Origin of the sequence: Polynucleobacter sp. 30F-ANTBAC, from assembly GCF_018882385.1 — a bacterium.
Classification (GTDB): Bacteria; Pseudomonadota; Gammaproteobacteria; order Burkholderiales; family Burkholderiaceae; genus Polynucleobacter.
The window spans coordinates 622960-643443 of the sequence record NZ_JACVON010000001.1 but is presented as its reverse complement, the minus strand read 5'-3'; the positions used below and the strand labels follow the sequence as shown (position 1 = coordinate 643443).

Genomic DNA, 20484 nt, shown 5'->3' with positions numbered 1-20484 from the left:
ATAAATAGTATAAATGGCACTCGGGAGTGATAAAATTGTTGTATGGAAATTACACAAAATAACGCCGCAAAAGAGACACTCCCGATATCCCTAGAAGACGAAATGCGTCGCTCGTACCTCGATTACGCGATGAGCGTGATCGTTGGTAGAGCGCTGCCCGATGTCAGGGATGGATTAAAGCCCGTTCACCGCCGTGTATTGTTTGCGATGCATGAGCTTAATAACGACTGGAACCGTGCATATAAGAAGTCCGCCCGTATTGTGGGTGACGTGATCGGTAAGTACCATCCCCATGGTGACTCTGCGGTGTACGACACGATTGTTCGTATGGCTCAGAACTTCTCCCTACGGTACATGTTGGTCGATGGTCAGGGTAACTTTGGTTCCGTTGACGGCGATAACGCTGCTGCGATGCGTTACACCGAGATTCGTTTGGCGAAGATAGCCCATCAGCTATTAGACGATCTCGATAAAGAGACAGTTGATTTTGGCCCTAACTACGACGGTAGTGAAAAAGAGCCGCTGATTCTTCCGGCAAAAATCCCGAATTTATTAATCAATGGTTCTTCAGGTATTGCCGTGGGTATGGCGACCAACATTCCTCCGCATAACTTGGATGAAGTTGTTTCTGCTTGTTTGCATTTACTAAGCAATCCAGAGTGCACCATTGATGATTTGATGGAAATCATTCCGGCACCAGACTTCCCTACGGCTGGCATTATTTACGGTATTCAAGGTGTTAAGGACGGTTACCGTACAGGTCGTGGTCGTGTAGTGATGCGTGCTAAGACCCACTTTGAAGATATGGAACGTGGCTCACGTCAATCCATCATCGTGGATGAGTTGCCATACCAGGTTAATAAAAAGACCTTGCTTGAGCGTATCGCTGAGTTAATCACAGAGAAAAAAGTAGAAGGCATTTCTGATATCCGTGATGAATCGGATAAATCAGGTATGCGCGTGGTGATTGAGCTTAAGCGTGGTGAAGTTCCTGAAGTTGTTCTTAATAATTTATACAAGTACACACAGCTACAAGACACCTTTGGTATGAACATGGTGGCATTGGTAGATAACCAGCCGCGTTTGTTAAACCTCAAGCAAATGTTGGAGTGTTTCCTTTCTCATAGAAGAGAAGTGGTTACTCGTCGTACCGTGTTTGAGTTGCGTAAAGCGCGCGATCGTGGCCACGTATTAGAAGGTTTGGCTGTTGCGTTGGCCAACATTGATGAATTCATTCGTATCATTAAGGCAGCCCCAACGCCACCTGAAGCAAAGCGTGAATTGCTACTCAAGTCATGGGATTCTGAAGTGGTTCGTGAGATGTTGTCGCGTGCTGAAAAAGATGCTCCTGGTGGCTACAACGCATTCCGCCCTGAAGATTTAGATCCTGCGGTAGGTATGCAGCCTGATGGCTTGTACCGTTTGTCCGAAGATCAAGCGCAAGAAATTTTACAAATGCGTTTGCAACGTCTAACAGGTCTTGAGCAAAACAAGATTGTGGATGAGTACAAAGAAGTAATGCTGGAGATTGCTAATTTATTAGATATCTTGGCAAAGCCAGAGCGTATTACTGTGATCATCACAGAAGAGTTGAACGCAGTGAAGACTGAGTTTGGACAATCTGGTAGTGATAACGGTCGTCGTTCACGTATTGAAATGAACGCGACAGAGTTGTTCACTGAGGATTTGATTACACCACAAGATTTGGTTGTGACTTTATCGCACGGTGGCTACATGAAGAGTCAGCCGCTATCGGAGTATCGTGCTCAGAAGCGCGGTGGTCGCGGTAAGCAAGCAACAGCGACAAAAGATGAAGATTGGATTGATACATTATTCGTGGCCAATACCCATGACACGATCTTGTGCTTCTCTGATCGCGGTCGTATGTACTGGTTGAAAGTTTGGGAGTTGCCGCAAGGTGGTCGTGCTTCACGTGGCAAACCGATTGTGAACATTTTCCCGTTGGTTGAAGGTGAGAAGATCACAGTGATTCTTCCAATCAAAGCCTACGAAGATAATAAGTATGTATTCATGGCAACTCGTAAGGGTGTTGTGAAGAAGTCTCGTTTATCTGATTTCTCTAACCCACGTAAAGCCGGCATCATCGCGGTTGACTTGGATGAGGGTGATCATTTGGTGGGCGCCGCTATTACAGACGGTCGTCATGATGTGATGTTGTTCTCGGATGCTGGTAAAGCAGTGCGCTTTGATGAGAATGACGTTCGTCCAATGGGTCGTACAGCACGCGGTGTTCGCGGTATGAACTTGGACACCACACATGAAGTGATTGCTATGTTGGTAGCCCCTGCTGAGATTGAAGGTCAGGAAGCTAACCCAGATGATTCAGCGATTGTCCCAAGTAGTGTTTTAACTGCAACTGAAAATGGTTTTGGTAAACGTACGCCAATCTCTGAGTACACACGACATGGTCGTGGTACGAAGGGCATGATTGCGATTCAGACAACCGAGCGTAACGGCAAAGTAGTGGCTGCAGTTCTTGTCTCTGAGCAAGATCAGATTATGTTGATTACAACTGGCGGCATCTTGGTGCGCACTCGTGTATCTGAGATTCGTGAGATGGGTCGTGCCACTCAAGGTGTGACATTGATCAACGTGGATGAGGGCACTCAGCTTTCAGGTCTTCAACGCGTTGCTGAGAGTGACGATGATGAAGAAGGTGACGAGTTTGATTCTGAAGAGCAAGCATCTGCAGATCAAACAGTAGCTGCTGATCCTGCAACGGATGGGAATGAGGGCGTGGAGCCGGAGAATGGTTGATCATCGCGTTTTTAACTTTGCTCCTGGACCGGCAACGCTCCCGGAGGAAGTTTTAAAACAAGCTGCTGATGAAATGCTCAACTGGCAAGGCTTGGGCATGGGGGTTATGGAAGTCAGTCATCGTGGCAAGGCATTTATGGCTTGTTACGAGGAAGCGGTTGCTGACTTACGTGAACTCATGAATATTCCTGAGACTTATGCGGTTTTATTTCTTCAAGGTGGCGCGATTGGTGAAAATGCTGCGATCCCAATGAACTTGATGCCGTTGGCAAAAAATGGCCCTAAGGCTGACTTTGTTGTGACGGGCATTTGGACTGAAAAGTCTGTCAAAGAAGCCGCCAAGTATGGTCAAGTTAACATTGCTGCCTCAAGTGCAGCGGATGGTTTTAACTCGATTCCAGATCAAAAAGATTGGCAGTTGTCCGAAGATGCTGCTTATGTGCATATTTGTTCCAATGAAACTGTGGGTGGTGTTGAGTTTCAATATGTTCCTAAGGTCAGCAAGCCATTAGTTGCTGATGTCTCTAGCAATATTTTGTCTCGAGTTTGGGATATCAATGACTTTGGTGTTTTATTCGGTGGCGCTCAAAAGAATATTGGCCCCGCTGGCTTAAGTATTGTTATTGTGCGCAAAGAACTATTAGGGCATGCGATGCCGATTACGCCGATAGTATGGGATTGGACTAAACAGTCTGAAAGTGATTCCATGCTTAATACACCTCCAACCTATGGCATTTACTTAGCAGGTTTAGTTTTTAAATGGTTAAAGCGCCAAGGTGGTGTGGCGGCGATGGAAAAGCAAAATATAGCTAAATCAAACTTGCTATACAACTACATTGACCAAAGCAGCTTATTTACTAGCAAAGTTCACGCGGCTTGTCGCTCTCGAATGAACGTCACGTTCTTCCTTAAGGATGAAACTTTGAATGATGCTTTTGTGGAGGGTGCTGCCAAGCTTGGTTTGGTGAACATCAAGGGTCACAAGAGTGTCGGCGGTATGCGAGCCAGTATCTATAACGCTATGCCGATGAAAGGTGTTGAAGCTTTAGTCGCTTACATGAAGGAGTTCGAACGTGGCTGCTGATGATAAAGACCTTGCACCTTTGCGTGCTCGAATTGATGCCATTGATCAACAGCTTTTAGATCTTTTAGCCCAGCGAGCTGAAGCGGCTCAGGCTGTTGGAAAAGTTAAGCATGGCATCAATGCCCAAGCGGCTGTCTTTCGTCCAGAGCGCGAGAAGCAAGTGATTGATGGCTTGATTGGTAAAAATAAAAGCCCTATTACGCCTGAAGGTATCACGTACATTTGGCGAGAAATCATGTCGGCTTGCCGTGCTCTTGAGGCGCCAGTTCGAGTAGCGTTCTTAGGGCCAGCAGGAACTTTCTCGGAGCAAGCAGCCTTTGCTCAGTTTGGCCAATCTATAAAAGGTGTTCCTTGCGCCAATATTGACGATGTATTTAGAGCAGTTGATGCGGGTTCGGCAGACTTTGGTGTGGTTCCGGTGGAAAACTCTTCTGAGGGGGCCGTTTCAAGAACGCTTGATTTGTTATTGGATACAGATCTTCATATCACCGGTGAAGTTTCTTTGGCGATTCAACATCATTTGTTAACTAAATCAGGTGACTTGAATGGTGTGACTCGAGTCTGCGCTCATCCTCAGGCTTTAGCACAATGTCAACGTTGGTTATCGAATAATGTGCCTAAGTTGGAGCGACAAGCTGTGAGTAGTAATGGTGAGGCAGCGCGCATGGCGGCATCGGATACAACAATGGCAGCGATTGCGGGAACTTCTGCTCAGCAACAATACGGCCTATTACCTGTACAAAACTTAATTCAAGATGATCCCCATAATCGCACTCGCTTTGTGGTGGTAAGTCGTGGAGCTTGCGAGCCATCTGGTAAAGATCAAACATCAGTGATTCTTTCGGTTGATAACAAGCCCGGTGCCGTTCATCAGCTGTTAGCACCTTTAGCGAAGCATGGTGTTTCAATGAATCGTTTGGAGTCTCGCCCTGCACGACGTGGCACTTGGGAATATTTTTTCTATATCGATATGGATGGTCATGCTACTGATCCTAAAGTCGCTGCAGCTTTAGCGGAATTACAGCAAGAAGCGGCATTCTTCAAAAAGTTGGGCTCCTACCCTCGTAGTCATTAAATTAAGAAAGAGCTGCTATGGCCGATAAGCTGGAGCAAAACATTGGTTTAAGTTATGTGCGTGAAATTGCGCCCTACGTCGGTGGTCGCCCCATTAGCGAAGTGGCTCGTGAGTTTGGTCTGGACGAAGCCAGGATCGTAAAGCTGGCATCCAATGAAAATCCTTTGGGTATGCCTGATTCAGCAAAAAAGGCGATGATGGCAGCTGCTCAAGACTTGGCACGCTATCCGGACTCAAATGGGTTTGAGTTAAAAAATGTTTTGGCTACAAAGTTCTCAGTTCCTTTTGAGTGGATCACACTTGGTAATGGCAGTAACGATATCCTTGAGTTAACTGCTAGAGCAGTGGCGCATGAGGGTGACGAGATTGTTTTCTCTAAGCATGCTTTTGCCGTATACCCGCTAGCAACTCAGGCAGTAGGCGCTAAAGCTATTGAAGTTTCTGCAACTGCAGATTTTGGTCATGATTTGCCAGCCATGCTCAAAGCCATAAGTTCTAAAACACGGTTGGTGTTTGTCGCTAACCCAAATAATCCAACCGGCAGTTTTTTAACGGCCGAAGCGATTGAGCAATTCATTGAACAAGTGCCGCCGCATGTGGTTGTTGTGATTGATGAGGCTTATAACGAATTCTTAACGCCTGAGCAGCAATACAATGCAGTGGATTGGGTGCGCCGTTTTCCAAATGTGATTGTTTCCAGAAGTTTTTCCAAGGCCTATGGTTTGGCTGGTCTGCGAATTGGATACGGCATTGCTCAAAATAATTTAACGGATTTATTGAATCGAATTCGTCAACCATTCAATGTGAATAGTTTGGCGCAAGCTGCAGCGATAGCGGCATTAGGCGATTCAGCATTTTTGAAACAATGCTATGAGGTAAATCAAGCAGGCTATGCTCAGTTGACGCAAGCATTTGATCAAATGGGCTTGACATACATTCCCTCATCTGGCAATTTTGTTTTAGTTAAAGTAGGGGATCAGCCAGATTCAGGTGCTAAGGTTAATTTAGAGTTATTAAAAGCAGGTGTGATTGTTCGGCCTGTTGGTAATTATGGTTTGCCTGAATGGTTGCGCATTTCCATTGGGCTGCCAGAAGAGAATCAAGTTTTCATTAGCGCTCTTAAGAGAATCTTAAATAAATGAGTGCAAATTTAGAAACTCAATCAACAGATAAACCCCTTACTTTGGGTATCGTAGGAGTTGGCTTAATTGGTGCGTCAATTGGTTTGGCCCACCGACAGGCGAAGACTTTTACAAAGATTCTTGGTGTGGGGCGCTCTCAGTCCAATCTGGATCAAGCTCTTAAAATGGGTGCGATTGACCAAGCCGTTAGTCTAGAAGAGTGTGCCAAGCAGGCAGATATCATCGTGGTGTGTGTGCCTGTGGCTCAGACTTTTTCAGTCTTGCATGCGATTGAGCCTCATATTCGATTAAACACATTGATTACTGATGCAGGTAGTACGAAGTCTGATGTGATCATGGCTGCTAAAACTGCATTGGGAGATAAGGTTGCCCAGTTTGTGCCGGCACATCCCATAGCTGGTGGCGCGCAACATGGTGCGGAATCCGCGCAAGCGAATTTGTATCAAGGTAAAGAGGTCGTTCTTTGCCCGCTACAAGAAAACCATCCGCAAGCTGTTCAAATAATTGATGATTTTTGGCAGGCCACTGGGGCGATGACGAATCGCATGTCATCTTTGCAACATGACGCAGTTTTTGCCTCTATCTCACATTTGCCACACATTCTTTCTTATGCTTTGATGTTGCAAGTCGCTAATTCTGAAGATGCTGCAGTGAAGTTGGATCATGCGGGTGCGGGCTTTCGAGACTTCACTCGAATTGCTGCATCGAGCCCTGAAATGTGGCGAGATATTTGCATGGCCAATAAGGCAGCCATTCTCAAGGAGTTAGATAATTATTTATCCTTGACCCAAAAACTCAGAGAACTGATTGCTAAAGAAGAGGGCGATGCTCTTTTGAAGGCCTTTACAAGAGCAAGTCTTGAGCGTCAAAAATGGGAAGGTCGTTGATGACTTCTGCTGCAAACTCAAACACTGATTTTATTGATTTAGGACCTTTTAAAAGCGCCCAAGGCGTTGTTGCGCTTCCGGGATCGAAAAGTATTTCTAATCGCGTGTTGCTTCTATCGGCATTAGCAAGCGGTACAACTCGATTAAAGGGTTTGTTAGATGCTGATGACACTCGGGTGATGCGGGATGCTCTTAAAACCCTCGGTGTAGGTATTGATGAGTCCGATGGTGACTGTGTGGTGACGGGGTGTTCTGGGGTCTTGCCAAAAGATGCTGCTGATTTATTTATGGGGAATGCGGGTACAGCAATTCGTCCATTAACTGCGGCACTTGCAATCTTGGGTGGTGACTATCGTTTGCATGGTGTGCCACGCATGCATGAGAGACCTATTGGTGATTTAGTCGATGGTCTACGCATGGTGGGCGCAACAATTACTTATGAGCAGAACGAAGGCTACCCGCCACTCAAGATATCTAAAGGTCAAATTCGTACAGATGAGGTAATCAAAGTTCGCGGGGATGTATCTAGTCAATTTTTGACTGCGCTACTGATGTCTTTACCTTTAGTTGCTAGAAATGAAGTTTGTATTGAAGTGATTGGCGAGTTAATTTCGAAGCCCTATATTGATATCACTCTAAAGTTGATGAATCGATTCGGGGTGACTGTGCGTAATGATCAGTGGCAACGTTTTTATATTCCAGCCAATCAAGGCAATCCATATGCAGCCCCTGGAATATTACACGTCGAGGGTGATGCATCATCTGCCTCCTATTTCTTAGCGGCAGGAGCCATTGCTGGCGGTCCTGTTCGTGTAACGGGTGTTGGGCGCAACAGTATTCAGGGTGATGTTGCCTTTGCTGAAGCTCTGAATCGAATGGGCGCCAATGTCATGGCGGGCGACGATTGGATTGAGGTTAGAGGTGTGGATACACCAAGTGGTCGACTGCAAGGTATTGAGCTGGATTGTTTAGCTATACCTGATGCCGCAATGACTCTAGCTGTTGCAGCATTATTTGCTGAGGGACCAACCAAGCTAACGGGTATCGCTAGTTGGAAGGTCAAAGAAACGGATCGTATTGCTGCGATGGAAAAAGAATTACAAAAGATGGGTGCATTCGTTGAGTCAGGTGATGACTTTATTCAAGTAACGCCGCCATCAAAGTGGCAAACGCCAGCAACGGGCGTCGATACCTATGATGATCACCGTATGGCAATGTGTTTTTCCTTAGCGGCATTTGGGCCCTTGCCAGTTCGGATCAATGAACCTCATTGTGTGGCTAAAACATTTCCGGATTATTTCGCTGCTTTTGGGAAGATTGCGCAGGGATCGACACATTAAAAAATGCTGAATAGGGCTTCAAAATGGTCAAAATGGACCATTTTTAAGTCCTAGATATTCCACATTAAGAAATATTTAAAGAGTAATTTGGTCAAAATAACCCAGTAAATCACACTTAAATTCAATGATAAGTACTCCAATGAGCCCAAAAGTAACCTCAAATAGCCCAGTTATTGCCATTGATGGGCCAACTGCCTCGGGCAAGGGAACTGTCGCGCAAAAGGTGGCTGAGCATCTTGGTTATCACTATCTTGATAGTGGTGCGCTTTACCGTTTGGTGGGTTTGGCAAGCTTTAAGAAGGGTATTTCAACAGCCTCTGAACAAGAGTTGGCTCCCATTGCTAAAGAATTAAACGTTATTTTTCAAGGGGATAGGATTATTCTTGATGGCGAGGACGTGAGTGATCAGATTCGTCAGGAAGAAATGGGTAAGAGAGCTTCTGAAGTAGCGATTCATCCTATGGTTCGCCAAGCTTTAGTTGCCAGGCAACATGCTTTTAGACAAAAACCCGGTTTGGTAGCTGATGGCAGAGACATGGCAAGTGCTATTTTCACAGATGCGGTCACTAAGGTGTATTTGACCGCCAGCGCCGAGGCGAGGGCTGAGCGGCGTTATAAACAATTGATAGCAAAGGGCTTTTCTGCTAATATTCAAGTCCTTTTACAGGATTTACGTGATCGAGATGAACGCGATGCAAATCGCAGTAACTCGCCACTAAAAGCTGTTGAAGGGGCTCACCATCTCGACACCACGTCAATGACGATTGAAGAGGCGGTGAATCAAATTCTGAAGTGGCATCAAGTTAACTGAATCAGCTAACTGACAAGCTTTAGTTGTTTAGGAGTCAGTCCTTGCAACGCGAGTACTGGCATTTGCAATCTAACCCGTCAAGACTTTTGACGGCTTTATAGTGAAAACACATGTCTGAATCATTTGCAGCTCTATTTGAAGAATCCCTAGCCCGTTCTAATATGAAGGCAGGTCAAGTTATTTCCGCTGAAGTTGTGCGTATCGATCACAACTTTGTAGTGGTCAATGCCGGTTTGAAATCTGAAGCTTTTATCTCTGTTGAGGAATTCCTTAACGATCAAGGTGAAGTTGAAGTTCAACCAGGCGATTTCGTTTCTGTTGCGATTGACGCATTAGAAAACGGTTACGGTGACACCGTATTGTCACGTGACAAAGCGAAGCGTTTAGCTTCTTGGTTGAACCTAGAGAAGGCCTTGGAACAAGGTGAACTCGTAACTGGTGCTGTAACAGGCAAAGTTAAAGGTGGTTTAACTGTGATGGTGAACGGTATCCGTGCATTCTTGCCAGGTTCATTGTTGGATACACGTCCTATTAAGGACACGTCTCCATACGAAGGCAAGACAATGGAATTCAAAGTTATCAAGCTTGACCGTAAACGCAACAACGTTGTGTTGTCACGTCGTGCTGTTGTTGAAGCTAGCCAAGGTGAAGAGCGCGCTAAGTTGCTTGCTAACCTTAAAGAAGGTACTGTGGTTCAAGGTATCGTTAAAAACATTACTGACTACGGCGCGTTCGTTGACCTCGGTGGTGTTGATGGCTTGTTACACATTACGGACTTGGCATGGCGTCGTGTACGTCACCCAAGCGAGATGTTGACTGTTGGTCAAGAAGTGACCGCTAAGATTCTTAAGTACGATCAAGACAAGAACCGTGTTTCATTGGGTATCAAGCAATTAGGTGATGATCCTTGGGTTGGTATCGCTCGTCGTTACCCACCAAACACACGTTTATTCGGTAAAGTGACTAACTTAACTGACTACGGTTCATTCGTTGAAATCGAAACAGGTATCGAAGGTTTGGTTCACGTTTCTGAAATGGATTGGACTAATAAGAACGTTGCTCCAAGCAAAATTGTTCAGTTGGGTCTAGAAGTTGAAGTGATGGTTCTTGACATTGATGAAGACAAGCGTCGTATTAGCTTGGGTATGAAGCAATGTAAAGCTAACCCATGGGACGAATTCGCTCGCACACACCAAAAAGGTGAGAAGTTAAGCGGCGCGATCAAGTCTATTACTGACTTTGGCGTATTTATTGGCTTGCCAGGCGGCATCGATGGTCTAGTTCACTTGTCTGATTTGTCATGGCAAGAAACTGGCGAAGAAGCTGTTCGCAAGTACAAAAAAGGTGACGAAGTTGAAACTGTTGTTTTAGCTATCGACGTTGAGAAAGAGCGCATCTCTTTGGGTATCAAGCAAATGTCTGGTGACCCATTCAATAACTACACATCAACTAGCGACAAAGGCAGCATCGTTGACGGTACTGTGAAGAGTGTTGATGCTAAGGGTGCTGTGATTCAGTTGGCTGATGAAGTTGAGGGCTATTTGCGCGCTTCTGAGATCTCAACTGACCGCGTTGAAGATGCTCGTAACTTACTAAAAGAAGGTGATGCTGTTAATGCAATGATCATCAATATTGACCGTAAGTCACGTAACATCAACTTGTCAATCAAAGCTAAAGATAGCGCCGATCAGCAACAGACTATGAGTAAGTTGCAGAACGAAGCTAGCGCAGGTACTACAAACTTAGGTGCCTTGTTGAAAGCTAAGATGGACAATCAAGGTAGCTAATCCCTACTTTGGTGTAATGTAACGGAAAGTCCCCACTCTTTTTTTTGAGTGGGGATTCTCAAAACCACAAAAAAAGAATATTGTTGAGTTATGGACGATTTAGAACGCAGTGATTCTTCGACGATCACACGATCAGAATTGGTGGAGCGTTTAGCTCAGGCATTCCCGCAGCTATTGCCTCGGGATGTGGAGTTAGCCGTCAAAACATTGCTCGACACCATGTCACAAGCCCTTGCTGAAGGGAAGCGCATTGAACTGCGTGGTTTCGGTAGCTTTGTGATGCATCACCGTCCACCGCGTCAGGGTCGCAATCCCAAGTCTGGTGAGACTGTTATGGTCCCTGAAAAACATGTCCCTCATTTCAAGCCTGGTAAGGAGTTAAGAGAGCGCGTTGATTTTCCTAAAAAGGATGAATCCTCAGAATGACCGCGTTTCTTAATGCCGCATTGAAATCTTTGCGGATCATTGGGCGAATCATCTTATTTGTTCTTTTAGTATTACTAGCCTTAAGCAATACTCAAGAGATTCATTTTCAATTAATTCCCGGTTTAGTTTGGGAAGCCCCTCTTATATTGGTTTTATTTGTTGCATTTGCTTTTGGCATTTTGCTCACCCTACTGAGTGGTATCTCATTAAGCCGCTTTAAAAAAAGTCGTTCATAAATCGTGTTAAAAATTGAGACCTGGTGGTTATTCGCCCTTCCTATTATTTTTGGTTTGGGGTGGATTGGTGCTCGCTGGGATATGCGCTTGGAAAAGCGCGAAGATGAAATTGATCGTTTGGCTCAACAAAAATCAACGTTCAAAGGTCTTAATCTATTACTCAATGAAGAACCGGATAAAGCCATTGATGCTTTGGTGCAAATTGCACAATTAGATCCTGAAACGACTGAATTACATTTTGCCCTGGGTAGTTTATTTCGTCGGCGCGGTGAAACTGAGCGCGCCATTCGCGTTCACCAGCATTTAGCGAATCGTGATGATTTGCCTTCAAGGCATCGGGATCATGCAGCCTACGAATTGGGCCGAGATTTCTTAAGGGCTGGGCTATTAGATAGAGCTGAAACATCTCTTCGCCAAGTGGGTAGTCATAGTAAATATGGCATTCCTGCTAAAGAAAGTCTATTGGAGATGTATCAGATTGAAAAGGACTGGGCTCAGGCTATTGTGTCCTCTCAAGAGCTAGAGTCTTTGCAAGGCAAAAGCCTTTTAAAAGAAATTGCTCACTTTAACTGTCAGTTAGCTGAAGAGGCTCTTGCAGCTAAAAAAAGTGAGCTTGCTTTGAGTTACATTCAGCAAGCCATGTCAACTGTTCCAAACCATCCTCGTGTCACTATTTTGATGGGGGATTGGTTGGTGACTCAAAATCAATTAGCCAAAGCAATCGAGACGTGGTCTGAGATTGCAAAAAACCATGTGGCTTATTTACCTTTGGTAGCGGATCGTTGGATTGATGTACATAAGGCACTTGGCCAACCGCAAGAAGGCTTGCAAGTGCTAATCGATGCCTTACAAACTCAGGCGGGTGGGGAGTTATTGGACATCACCTTTAAGCACGTGATGGCTCTCCAAGGAGTGCCTCAGGCGGAAGCTTTGATGACGGATGTCATGCGTCATACACCTAGCTTAACTGCTATGGCTTTAAGAGCCCAAGCACGTTTATTGTTAGCTGAAGTCGCTCAGAATGATAAAACTGCGCAAGAGATCAAAGCTTCGTTGGGGCTTTTAAAGCAAAGAACCAACACCTTGGCGAGATACACCTGTGGTAACTGTGGCTTTAGAGCGAGACGTTTTTATTGGCAGTGTCCAGGTTGTAACCATTGGGAGTCTTATTCACCAAGACGCGGTGAGGGTGCTGCGCCATCAGGTCGTTCGATGTAAACAAACTATTGACGTAAAAATTATTAGAAAATAAAAAATCATGGACATTCAATTATCCGCCGCTGACATTCAACAATTTCGCCAAGCTAGGTTACTGGTTGTGGGTGATGTGATGTTGGATCGTTATTGGTTCGGTGACACAGAAAGAATCTCTCCTGAGGCGCCTGTGCCAGTTGTTCATGTCAGTAAGATGGATGAGCGTTTAGGTGGTGCGGCTAACGTGGCCCGAAATGCAGCTAGTATTGGCGCACAAATAGCAATCCTCGGTGTGGTTGGCGATGATGAGCCGGGTCAAAGGATTGAGGACTTGCTAAAAGCCCAAGGGGTAAAAAGCTATTTGCAAAAAGACCCAAGTCTACCGACAACAGTTAAGTTAAGAGTGGTGGCACGTCAGCAGCAATTGATTCGTTTGGATTTTGAAGAGACGCCAACGCATGAGGCTCTATTAAATAAATTAGAACAATTTCAGTCTTTATTGTTAGATGTCGATGCGGTTATCTTCTCGGATTACGGCAAGGGTGGTTTGACGCACGTCACACAAATGATCCGTGCGGCAAGAGAGGCTGGCAAGGTTGTTTTGGTTGATCCAAAGGGTGGTGACTATAGTAAATATCAAGGCGCATCGATTATCACGCCGAATCGCTCTGAGTTACGTCAAGTGATTGGACGCTGGAAAGATGAGGCTGACTTAACTGCAAAGGCTCAACAATTGAGGCAGGATTTAAAGCTGGATGCACTTTTGTTGACGCGCTCTGAAGAGGGTATGAGTTTATTTACAGCTGATGGTGTGGAGCATGTTAAAGCGGATGCGCGTGAAGTATTTGATGTTTCTGGAGCTGGTGATACAGTCATTGCAACAATGGCAGTCGCCTTGGCTGCTCAGTGGTCAGCGGGTCAAGCTATGAAGTTAGCGAATAAAGCGGGTGGTATCGTGGTTGGTAAATTAGGTACGGCAACCGTATCGTTAGAGGAATTGCAATGACATATATCGTAACGGGCGCCGCCGGTTTTATTGGCGCCAATATTGTTCAAGCCTTAAATCTACGCGGCATTAAAAATGTGATTGCGGTGGATGAGCTCAAGCCTGCTGATAAGTACCGTAATCTTGCTGATTTAGAGATCTCTGATTATTTGGATAAATCTGAATTTATTGAGGCTTTTGCAAAAGGGAAATTCGGTAAGGTAGAGGCTATCTTCCATGAGGGAGCATGTTCTGACACGATGGAAACAGACGGTCAATACATGATGGCGAATAACTATCGTTACTCATTGGACCTTCTGGATATTTGCACAGACCAACGAATTCCTTTTCTTTATGCCTCTTCAGCGGCTACTTATGGTGGTTCTGATGTATTTAAAGAAAACCGCGAGTTTGAGAAGCCGTTAAATGTCTATGGCTACTCTAAGTTTTTATTTGATCAAGTGGTTCGCCAGCGTCTTGCTGATGAGCAAACGTCTGCGCAAGTTGTGGGATTCCGATACTTCAACGTTTATGGCCCTAGAGAGTCTCACAAGGGGCGCATGGCTTCTGTTGCCTATCATCACTACCATCAGTTTTTAGAGGCGGGTGCCGTTAAGTTGTTTGGTGAGTATGGCGGATATGCTGAAGGTGAGCAAAAAAGAGATTTTGTTTCCGTAGAAGATGTGGTTAAGGTTAATTTATTCTTTCAAGAGAACCCTGAGAAGAGCGGTATTTTTAATTTGGGTACTGGTCGTGCCCAGCCATTTAATGATGTGGCCAAGTCTGTTATTAATTCGCTAAGAGCGCACAAAGGCGAAAAAGAACTTTCTTTACATGAATTGGTGGATGAGCGCTTGATTGAGTATGTGGCCTTTCCGGAAGCGTTGAGAGGTAAATATCAATCATTTACACAAGCCGATCTAACCCAATTACGTGCTGCCGGATATACATCCGATTTCTTAACAGTGGAGCAGGGTGTCAGAAATTACATCAATTGGCTGTCAGATAATTCTGATTTTTTAGCTCAGCCGATTTAAGCGCAAAATAGTGTCAACAACTTAGTTGACTCTTCGTTAAACAAAAGCCTCATCATCCGATGGGGCTTTTTACTTTATGAGGAGTTGTATGTTGTCAAATATCTTGTTTAAAGCATTTAAGTTATTAATTGGGCTAGCGCTTGGCTTAGTGATGTTGGTGGGTGGAGTTCATGCGGCAGTGGAAGTTAATTCTGCTGAGCAATCAGCCCTTGAGTCCGTCAGAGGTTTAGGACCATCGAAGGCTAAAGCAATTCTTGCTGAAAGAAAAAAGAACGGACCTTTTAAAGACTCTAATGACCTGCACACCCGTGTCAAAGGTATTGGTGAGAAAACAGTTGAGCGTTTGATGAAGAATGGCTTAACGGTTAACAGTAAAGGCTTGGCAGAAGTTGACAAGGCGCCATCTACTAAAGGTGACTCTAAAAGAGGAGTTAAAAAAGAAGCAAAACAAGAAAATACAAGAGAAGCCAAAAAAGAAAACCAAAAGGAAATCAAGAAGCCCTCAAGAAAAAGTAACAAAGAAGAAAGTTAAGCCTAAAAAACTAAACTAACTCAGTTTCTCTGGCTAGAGTCTCATTCATTAGAACTCTTTTTATAAGGCATATGCAGGTTTCTGAAATACATTAAGATACTGGCATATGTCTACTAATCATCCTAACTACCCAACGATTGCCCAAACAGTGGGGCACACGCCGCTCGTCCGCCTGCAAAGAATTCCTGGTGCAGGCAACGCTGAGCGAAATAACATTATTTTGGGCAAGTTGGAGGGTAATAACCCTGCTGGATCGGTTAAAGATCGTCCTGCTCTATCGATGTTTATGCGAGCAGAGGCTCGGGGTGATATCAAGCCAGGTGACACATTGATTGAGGCCACCAGTGGGAATACCGGTATTGCATTAGCCATGGTGGCTGCAATTCTTGGTTACAAGATGATTTTGGTAATGCCGGAAAACCAAAGTATTGAGCGCCGTCAAAGTATGGCTGCCTATGGTGCGGAGTTGGTTTTGACACCTTCAACAGGCGGCATGGAATACGCTAGAGACTATGCTGCGCAACTTCAAAAAGAAGGTAAGGGCATTATTCTCGATCAATTTGGAAACAAAGATAATCCGCTAGCGCATATTGAATCCACAGGCCCTGAGATTTGGAGTGATACCCAAGGGCAGGTGACGCATTTTGTTTCAGCAATGGGCACTACGGGCACTATTACAGGTGTATCTGTTTATCTAAAAGAACAGAACCCATTGATTCAGATTATTGGTGCTCAACCAGAGGATGGTTCTCAGATACCGGGTATTCGTAAATGGTCGCCTGAATACATTCCTAAAATCTATGCGGATGCTAAGGTGGATCGAATTGAGTATGTCAGCCAAGCGGCAGCAGAAGATATGACAAGACGCTTAGCCAGAGAAGAGGGTATTTTCTGCGGCATTTCTGCAGCTGGTGCTTTGGTTGTGGCTTTACGTATTGCTGAGCGTGTCGAGAATGCCACGATTGTGTTTATTGTTTGTGATCGCGGTGATCGTTATCTTTCAACCGGTGTTTTCCCGGCCTAAATAATTAATCGATTTTGATTGGTTTATGAAGAAGTCTTCGTTGAAGACTTCTTTTTTGTTTTATTTTTTGTGCTGCTGGATTTAGTCGACTTCTTTTTCTTTTTAGCAGCAGTTTCAGTAACTGAAATCTCGCCACTTAAAACTTCTGAAAACTCTGCTACAGACTGAGCATAAAAGAAGCTTCGGTTGTATTCGCAGATGGCAATAAAATTTCTAAGGCCAACAACATAGCGCACTTCTGTGCCACCATTTTTATCTGGGCTTGGTAAATCAACAATTAGGCTAGGAGTATTGTCAGGCAATTCATTTTTATCAACGATATTTTGAGCTACCAAATCGCCTAATTGCAATTTAGCAACTGGTGCACCATCCGCAAGGATTCGGGCACTCTCAGCAGCTCCTTCATGATCCTTGAGTTCAAGATAGACAGGCTCGCCTTTGACCCAACCATGAACTTTTAGAAAGTTAGCCACGCTGGCAATAGCATCTTCTGGGGAGTTGCGAAGATCAATCTTGCCATCTAGATCGCCATCAACAGCAAATCTCAAAATACTTCCGGGCATAAATTGAGGTAAGCCTATGGCTCCTGCATACGAGCCACTTTGATTGAGGCATTTTTTAAATGGCGTTGCTTTTGGATTTTCTTTCCAACACAGCACAACCAAATCTTCTAATTGGCTTTTAAATAAAGTTTCGCGAGCTTTTTTGTTTGGAGTCTCTGGGTAATTAAATCCCAAGGTCATTAGGCTATCTCTGACAGAGAAGTTACCCATGTTTTTGCCATAGATTGTTTCGACTCCAATAATCGAAACAATCACCTCTGCAGGCACGCCTGTTTTGTCCGCTGTTTGCTGAATGAAACGGCGGTTATTTTTCCAGAATTGCTGTCCCGCAGCAAACCTTCTTGGTTCGATGAACCGACTGCGATAAACCTTCCAATTCTTTTTAAATCCAGGAGCAGGGGGTAAAACTAACTTTTTGACCGTAGGGATGGTTTTAGCGTCTTGAAAAGCATTTTGTAAGTCAGTTAGTGGAATATGATGGAGTTGAGCTAAGTTTTTTAAGTACGGCTCTAGAGAATCCGGTTTTTCTTCAGACTCGGTCATGAAACTAGGTTCTGCTGAGGATGAGGTTGCCGTGTTATGACTTGGTGTGCTGGCACAAGCAGATAAAAAGCTTACGGTCAGTATCACTAAATAAGCTTTTGAATTTTTAGTCGCCAGCTTAGAAGTATATTTTTGAATTAAGGGATTAATAGTTTTTAGCAATTGATTGACGTAAATTAGATTCATGGTGGTATTAGCAAATGGTACGCTAAATTGATTAGCTAATTATCCACCGTTTTTTTAGATTGATATGAGTACTGCATACATAAGTCATTTAGATTGTTTACGGCACGAGATGGGGCAACACCATCCGGAATGCCCTGAGCGTTTGCAGGCCATTGAAGACCAATTGATCTTAAGTCGGATAGATTACTTCTTTACGCGAATAGATCCGCCTTTGGCAACTGAAGATCAATTAGCATTGATTCACACGCAAGAGCACATCCATCGCATCAAGTCATTAGCTCCTCTTGAGGGGTATGCAAGCATTGATGGTGATACAACGATGAATCGCCATACTTGGCAAGCCGCTCTGCGTTCCGCTGGTGGTGCAATTGCTGCAGTTGATGCGGTGATGCAAGGTGAAGTTAAAAATGCATTTACCTGTTTAAGACCGCCGGGTCACCATGCTGAACCAAACCAAGCTATGGGATTTTGTTTTTTTAATAATGTGGCGATCGCTGCGAAGCATGCCTTGGAACACTATGGTTTAGAGCGTGTGGCGATCATCGATTTTGATGTCCACCACGGAAATGGGACGGAAGTAGCATTTCAGAAAGATCCTAGGGTATTGATGTGCAGCTACTTCCAGCATCCGTTTTACCCCTACACAGAAGCCAACTTAAATCTTCCTAATATGGTAAATGTGCCATTACCTGCTTACTCTGCAGGTGAGGCAGTCAGGGAGGTAGTCGAGTTGCAATGGTTACCTCGCTTGAGGGAATTTAAGCCACAGTTTATTTTCATCTCTGCTGGATTTGATGCTCATCGTGAGGATGATATGGGGCAAATGGGCTTGGTAGAGGCTGATTATGCTTGGATCACTCGTCAATTAATGACTATTGCTAATGAGACTGCTCAAGGTCGAATCGTTAGCTGTTTAGAGGGGGGGTACAACCTATCTGCCCTTGCTCGTAGTGTCATCGCTCACTTGAAAGAATTGGCAGACCTTTGATTTTATAAGGGCTCAACTAATTTTTCTAAAATATGTTATAAAACAGTGGGTTATATGTTTTATTAAATATTAAAAAAAATAATGGAGATGTAGGTCGTAATGTCACGTGAGTGATAGTTCATTGGCTTATGATCAAGTTACCATAGCCTGATAGACACCTCCAAGTAACTGGAAAACTTATGAAAATTTTAGTCGCTGTTAAGCGTGTGGTTGATTACAACGTCAAGATTCGCATCAAGTCTGATAACTCGGGTGTTGAGACTGCGAATGTGAAGATGAGCATGAATCCCTTTGATGAAATAGCGGTTGAAGAAGCTGTTCGTCTTAAAGAGGCTGGCATTGCTACTGAGGTCATTGCCATTACTTGTGGATCGACTCAAAGTCAAGAAACTCTTAGAACAGCGATGGCAATTGGTGCTGATCGAGGTATTTTGCTTGAAACAGATACTGAGCTTCAGCCACTATCCGTTGCTAAGATCTTAAAAGCAATTGTTGATAAAGAGCAGCCTCAGTTAATTTTCTTGGGCAAGCAAGCAATTGATGATGATAGCAATCAAACAGGACAAATGTTAGCTGCTTTGCTCAATCTGCCTCAGGCCACTTTCGCGTCTAAAGTGCTAGTGTCGGATGGAAAAGTTATTGTCACGCGTGAGGTGGACGGTGGTCTAGAGACTTTGTCTCTTTCTATGCCTGCAGTGATCACAACCGATCTTCGTTTGAATGAGCCGCGTTATGTCACGCTCCCGAATATTATGAAGGCGAAGAAAAAACCTATTGAAATCTTCAAGCCGGAGGATTTGAGTCTAGATGTTTCCCCTCGCATTAAAACTTTAAAGGTGAATGAGCCGCCAACTCGCAGTCCTGGGGTAATCGTGCCAGATGTTAAAACACTGATCGAAAAACTTAAAAATGAAGCGAAGGTGATCTAAATGACTTGTTTGGTAATTGCAGAGCACAATCATCAAGCTTTAAAAGCTGCCACGCTTAATACTATTAGTGCTGCATTAATGTGTGGTGGTGAGGTTCATGTACTGGTATCTGGTCACCAAGCTGGTGATGCTGCTGCAGCAGCAGCAAAAGTTTCAGGTGTGGTCAAGGTTATCCATGTAGATGCCCCTCATTTAGAGAACCATCTAGCTGAAAATTTAGCTGAACAAATTTTGATTCTGGCGCCTAACTATAGCCATATTTTGGCACCATCGACTGCTGTAGGTAAGAGTGTTTTGCCGCGCGTTGCTGCTAAATTAGATGTTGCTCAAATATCAGATGTTATAAAAGTAATTTCAGGTGATACGTTCGAGCGTCCCATATACGCTGGTAATGCTATTGCAACTGTTCAAACAATGGATTCTGTCAAAGTGATGACGGTTCGTGCAACTAGTTTTGATCCTGTATCTGATACCGGGGGTTGTGCAAGTATTGAAAATTTTGTAGCAGTTGTTAGCAATCATTCATCTGATTTTGTTGGTCGTGAGTTAAGTAAGTTAGATCGTCCTGAATTGTCAGCCGCTAAAATTGTGGTATCCGGTGGTAGGGCTTTAGGTTCAGGTGAGCAGTACGATGCGATCTTAGGCCCCTTGGCCGATAAACTTGGTGCGGCGCTGGGCGCTTCCCGTGCAGCTGTTGATGCAGGATATGCGCCTAATGATTATCAAGTCGGTCAAACTGGAAAAATTGTTGCCCCCGAGTTATATATTGCGATTGGTATTTCAGGGGCTATTCAACATTTAGCCGGTATGAAAGACTCTAAAGTGATTGTGGCTATCAACAAAGATCCTGAAGCACCTATTTTCAGTGTTGCGGATTATGGCTTGGTGGCAGATTTATTCACTGCAGTTCCTGAACTCATTTCAGAGTTAGGTTAGT

18 protein-coding genes and 1 pseudogene are annotated in these 20484 nt (G+C 44.4%); 18 read left to right on the top strand and 1 reads right to left on the bottom strand.

Going from position 1 to position 20484, the window contains the following annotated elements; all coding sequences use genetic code 11:
* The first annotated feature begins 42 nt into the window (after window positions 1–42).
* The 15 genes and pseudogenes from gyrA (at window position 43) to cysM (ending at window position 16338) form a co-directional block, all read left to right on the top strand.
* Window positions 43–2778 (top strand): DNA gyrase subunit A, encoded by a 2736-nt coding sequence (gene gyrA / locus ICN28_RS02875; RefSeq protein WP_216286073.1) that lies wholly within the window; start codon window positions 43–45, stop codon window positions 2776–2778.
* Window positions 2771–3862, top strand: a complete 1092-nt coding sequence (serC, locus tag ICN28_RS02870) for a 3-phosphoserine/phosphohydroxythreonine transaminase (RefSeq protein WP_216286071.1) — start codon at window positions 2771–2773, stop codon at window positions 3860–3862. The genes gyrA and serC overlap by 8 nt, the downstream gene beginning before the upstream one ends.
* Entirely contained in the window at window positions 3852–4937 is a 1086-nt protein-coding gene (gene pheA, locus ICN28_RS02865) for a prephenate dehydratase (RefSeq protein WP_216286069.1), read from the top strand. The genes serC and pheA overlap by 11 nt, the downstream gene beginning before the upstream one ends.
* Window positions 4938–4954: 17 nt before the next feature.
* Complete coding sequence (gene hisC, locus ICN28_RS02860; RefSeq protein ID WP_216286068.1) at window positions 4955–6079, top strand: histidinol-phosphate transaminase; 1125 nt, start codon at window positions 4955–4957, stop codon at window positions 6077–6079.
* The gene (locus ICN28_RS02855) at window positions 6076–6966 is read left to right on the top strand and encodes a prephenate dehydrogenase (protein ID WP_216286067.1); all 891 of its coding nucleotides are present in this window, start codon (window positions 6076–6078) and stop codon (window positions 6964–6966) included. The genes hisC and ICN28_RS02855 overlap by 4 nt, the downstream gene beginning before the upstream one ends.
* The gene (aroA, locus tag ICN28_RS02850; protein WP_216286066.1) at window positions 6966–8306 is read left to right on the top strand and encodes a 3-phosphoshikimate 1-carboxyvinyltransferase; all 1341 of its coding nucleotides are present in this window, start codon (window positions 6966–6968) and stop codon (window positions 8304–8306) included. The genes ICN28_RS02855 and aroA overlap by 1 nt, the downstream gene beginning before the upstream one ends.
* Before the next feature lie 139 nt (window positions 8307–8445).
* Window positions 8446–9117, top strand: coding sequence for a (d)CMP kinase (gene cmk / locus ICN28_RS02845; protein ID WP_216286065.1), 672 nt, complete (start codon window positions 8446–8448; stop codon window positions 9115–9117).
* A 110-nt stretch (window positions 9118–9227) separates the two neighbouring features.
* Window positions 9228–10904 (top strand): 30S ribosomal protein S1, encoded by a 1677-nt coding sequence (rpsA, locus tag ICN28_RS02840; protein WP_216286064.1) that lies wholly within the window; start codon window positions 9228–9230, stop codon window positions 10902–10904.
* A 90-nt stretch (window positions 10905–10994) separates the two neighbouring features.
* Window positions 10995–11300: pseudogene (locus tag ICN28_RS02835) on the top strand (integration host factor subunit beta); the annotation flags it as partial.
* A 26-nt stretch (window positions 11301–11326) separates the two neighbouring features.
* On the top strand, window positions 11327–11566 hold the full coding sequence (locus ICN28_RS02830; protein ID WP_216286062.1) for a LapA family protein: 240 nt from the start codon (window positions 11327–11329) through the stop codon (window positions 11564–11566).
* A 3-nt stretch (window positions 11567–11569) separates the two neighbouring features.
* Window positions 11570–12784 carry a lipopolysaccharide assembly protein LapB gene (gene lapB / locus ICN28_RS02825; protein WP_216286060.1) on the top strand — a complete coding sequence of 405 codons (1215 nt, stop codon included), beginning with the start codon at window positions 11570–11572 and terminating at the stop codon, window positions 12782–12784.
* Between the two features lie 40 nt (window positions 12785–12824).
* A complete protein-coding gene (gene rfaE1 / locus ICN28_RS02820; RefSeq protein ID WP_216286058.1) occupies window positions 12825–13766 on the top strand; it encodes a D-glycero-beta-D-manno-heptose-7-phosphate kinase in 942 nt (313 codons plus the stop codon).
* Complete coding sequence (rfaD, locus tag ICN28_RS02815; RefSeq protein WP_216286056.1) at window positions 13763–14782, top strand: ADP-glyceromanno-heptose 6-epimerase; 1020 nt, start codon at window positions 13763–13765, stop codon at window positions 14780–14782. The genes rfaE1 and rfaD overlap by 4 nt, the downstream gene beginning before the upstream one ends.
* 88 nt (window positions 14783–14870) lie before the next feature.
* Window positions 14871–15314 (top strand): helix-hairpin-helix domain-containing protein, encoded by a 444-nt coding sequence (locus tag ICN28_RS09645; RefSeq protein ID WP_216286055.1) that lies wholly within the window; start codon window positions 14871–14873, stop codon window positions 15312–15314.
* A 106-nt stretch (window positions 15315–15420) separates the two neighbouring features.
* A complete protein-coding gene (gene cysM / locus ICN28_RS02805) occupies window positions 15421–16338 on the top strand; it encodes a cysteine synthase CysM (RefSeq protein ID WP_216286054.1) in 918 nt (305 codons plus the stop codon).
* Window positions 16339–16361: 23 nt separating this feature from the next.
* Here the strand turns inward: cysM and mltB are convergent, their stop codons facing one another.
* Entirely contained in the window at window positions 16362–17531 is a 1170-nt protein-coding gene (gene mltB, locus ICN28_RS02800) for a lytic murein transglycosylase B (RefSeq protein ID WP_216286053.1), read from the bottom strand.
* A 163-nt stretch (window positions 17532–17694) separates the two neighbouring features.
* Between mltB and ICN28_RS02795 the strand changes: the two genes are divergently transcribed.
* The 3 genes from ICN28_RS02795 (at window position 17695) to ICN28_RS02785 (ending at window position 20483) form a co-directional block, all read left to right on the top strand.
* Window positions 17695–18618: a histone deacetylase family protein gene (locus ICN28_RS02795; RefSeq protein ID WP_216286052.1), complete on the top strand. Its 924-nt coding sequence runs from the start codon at window positions 17695–17697 to the stop codon at window positions 18616–18618.
* 179 nt (window positions 18619–18797) lie between these two features.
* Window positions 18798–19547: an electron transfer flavoprotein subunit beta/FixA family protein gene (locus tag ICN28_RS02790; protein WP_216286051.1), complete on the top strand. Its 750-nt coding sequence runs from the start codon at window positions 18798–18800 to the stop codon at window positions 19545–19547.
* Window positions 19548–20483 carry an electron transfer flavoprotein subunit alpha/FixB family protein gene (locus tag ICN28_RS02785; RefSeq protein ID WP_216286050.1) on the top strand — a complete coding sequence of 312 codons (936 nt, stop codon included), beginning with the start codon at window positions 19548–19550 and terminating at the stop codon, window positions 20481–20483.
* Window position 20484: the final 1 nt, after the last annotated feature.

What these genes read in the sequence shown, in the direction of transcription:
- gyrA (WP_216286073.1), top strand. Translation starts at nt 43, where the DNA reads ATGGAAATTACACAAAATAACGCCGCAAAAGAGACACTCCCGATATCC.
- serC (WP_216286071.1), top strand. Translation starts at nt 2,771, where the DNA reads ATGGTTGATCATCGCGTTTTTAACTTTGCTCCTGGACCGGCAACGCTC.
- hisC (WP_216286068.1), top strand. Translation starts at nt 4,955, where the DNA reads ATGGCCGATAAGCTGGAGCAAAACATTGGTTTAAGTTATGTGCGTGAA.
- ICN28_RS02855 (WP_216286067.1), top strand. Translation starts at nt 6,076, where the DNA reads ATGAGTGCAAATTTAGAAACTCAATCAACAGATAAACCCCTTACTTTG.
- aroA (WP_216286066.1), top strand. Translation starts at nt 6,966, where the DNA reads ATGACTTCTGCTGCAAACTCAAACACTGATTTTATTGATTTAGGACCT.
- cmk (WP_216286065.1), top strand. Translation starts at nt 8,446, where the DNA reads ATGAGCCCAAAAGTAACCTCAAATAGCCCAGTTATTGCCATTGATGGG.
- rpsA (WP_216286064.1), top strand. Translation starts at nt 9,228, where the DNA reads ATGTCTGAATCATTTGCAGCTCTATTTGAAGAATCCCTAGCCCGTTCT.
- ICN28_RS02830 (WP_216286062.1), top strand. Translation starts at nt 11,327, where the DNA reads ATGACCGCGTTTCTTAATGCCGCATTGAAATCTTTGCGGATCATTGGG.
- rfaE1 (WP_216286058.1), top strand. Translation starts at nt 12,825, where the DNA reads ATGGACATTCAATTATCCGCCGCTGACATTCAACAATTTCGCCAAGCT.
- rfaD (WP_216286056.1), top strand. Translation starts at nt 13,763, where the DNA reads ATGACATATATCGTAACGGGCGCCGCCGGTTTTATTGGCGCCAATATT.
- ICN28_RS09645 (WP_216286055.1), top strand. Translation starts at nt 14,871, where the DNA reads ATGTTGTCAAATATCTTGTTTAAAGCATTTAAGTTATTAATTGGGCTA.
- cysM (WP_216286054.1), top strand. Translation starts at nt 15,421, where the DNA reads ATGTCTACTAATCATCCTAACTACCCAACGATTGCCCAAACAGTGGGG.
- ICN28_RS02795 (WP_216286052.1), top strand. Translation starts at nt 17,695, where the DNA reads ATGAGTACTGCATACATAAGTCATTTAGATTGTTTACGGCACGAGATG.
- ICN28_RS02790 (WP_216286051.1), top strand. Translation starts at nt 18,798, where the DNA reads ATGAAAATTTTAGTCGCTGTTAAGCGTGTGGTTGATTACAACGTCAAG.
- ICN28_RS02785 (WP_216286050.1), top strand. Translation starts at nt 19,548, where the DNA reads ATGACTTGTTTGGTAATTGCAGAGCACAATCATCAAGCTTTAAAAGCT.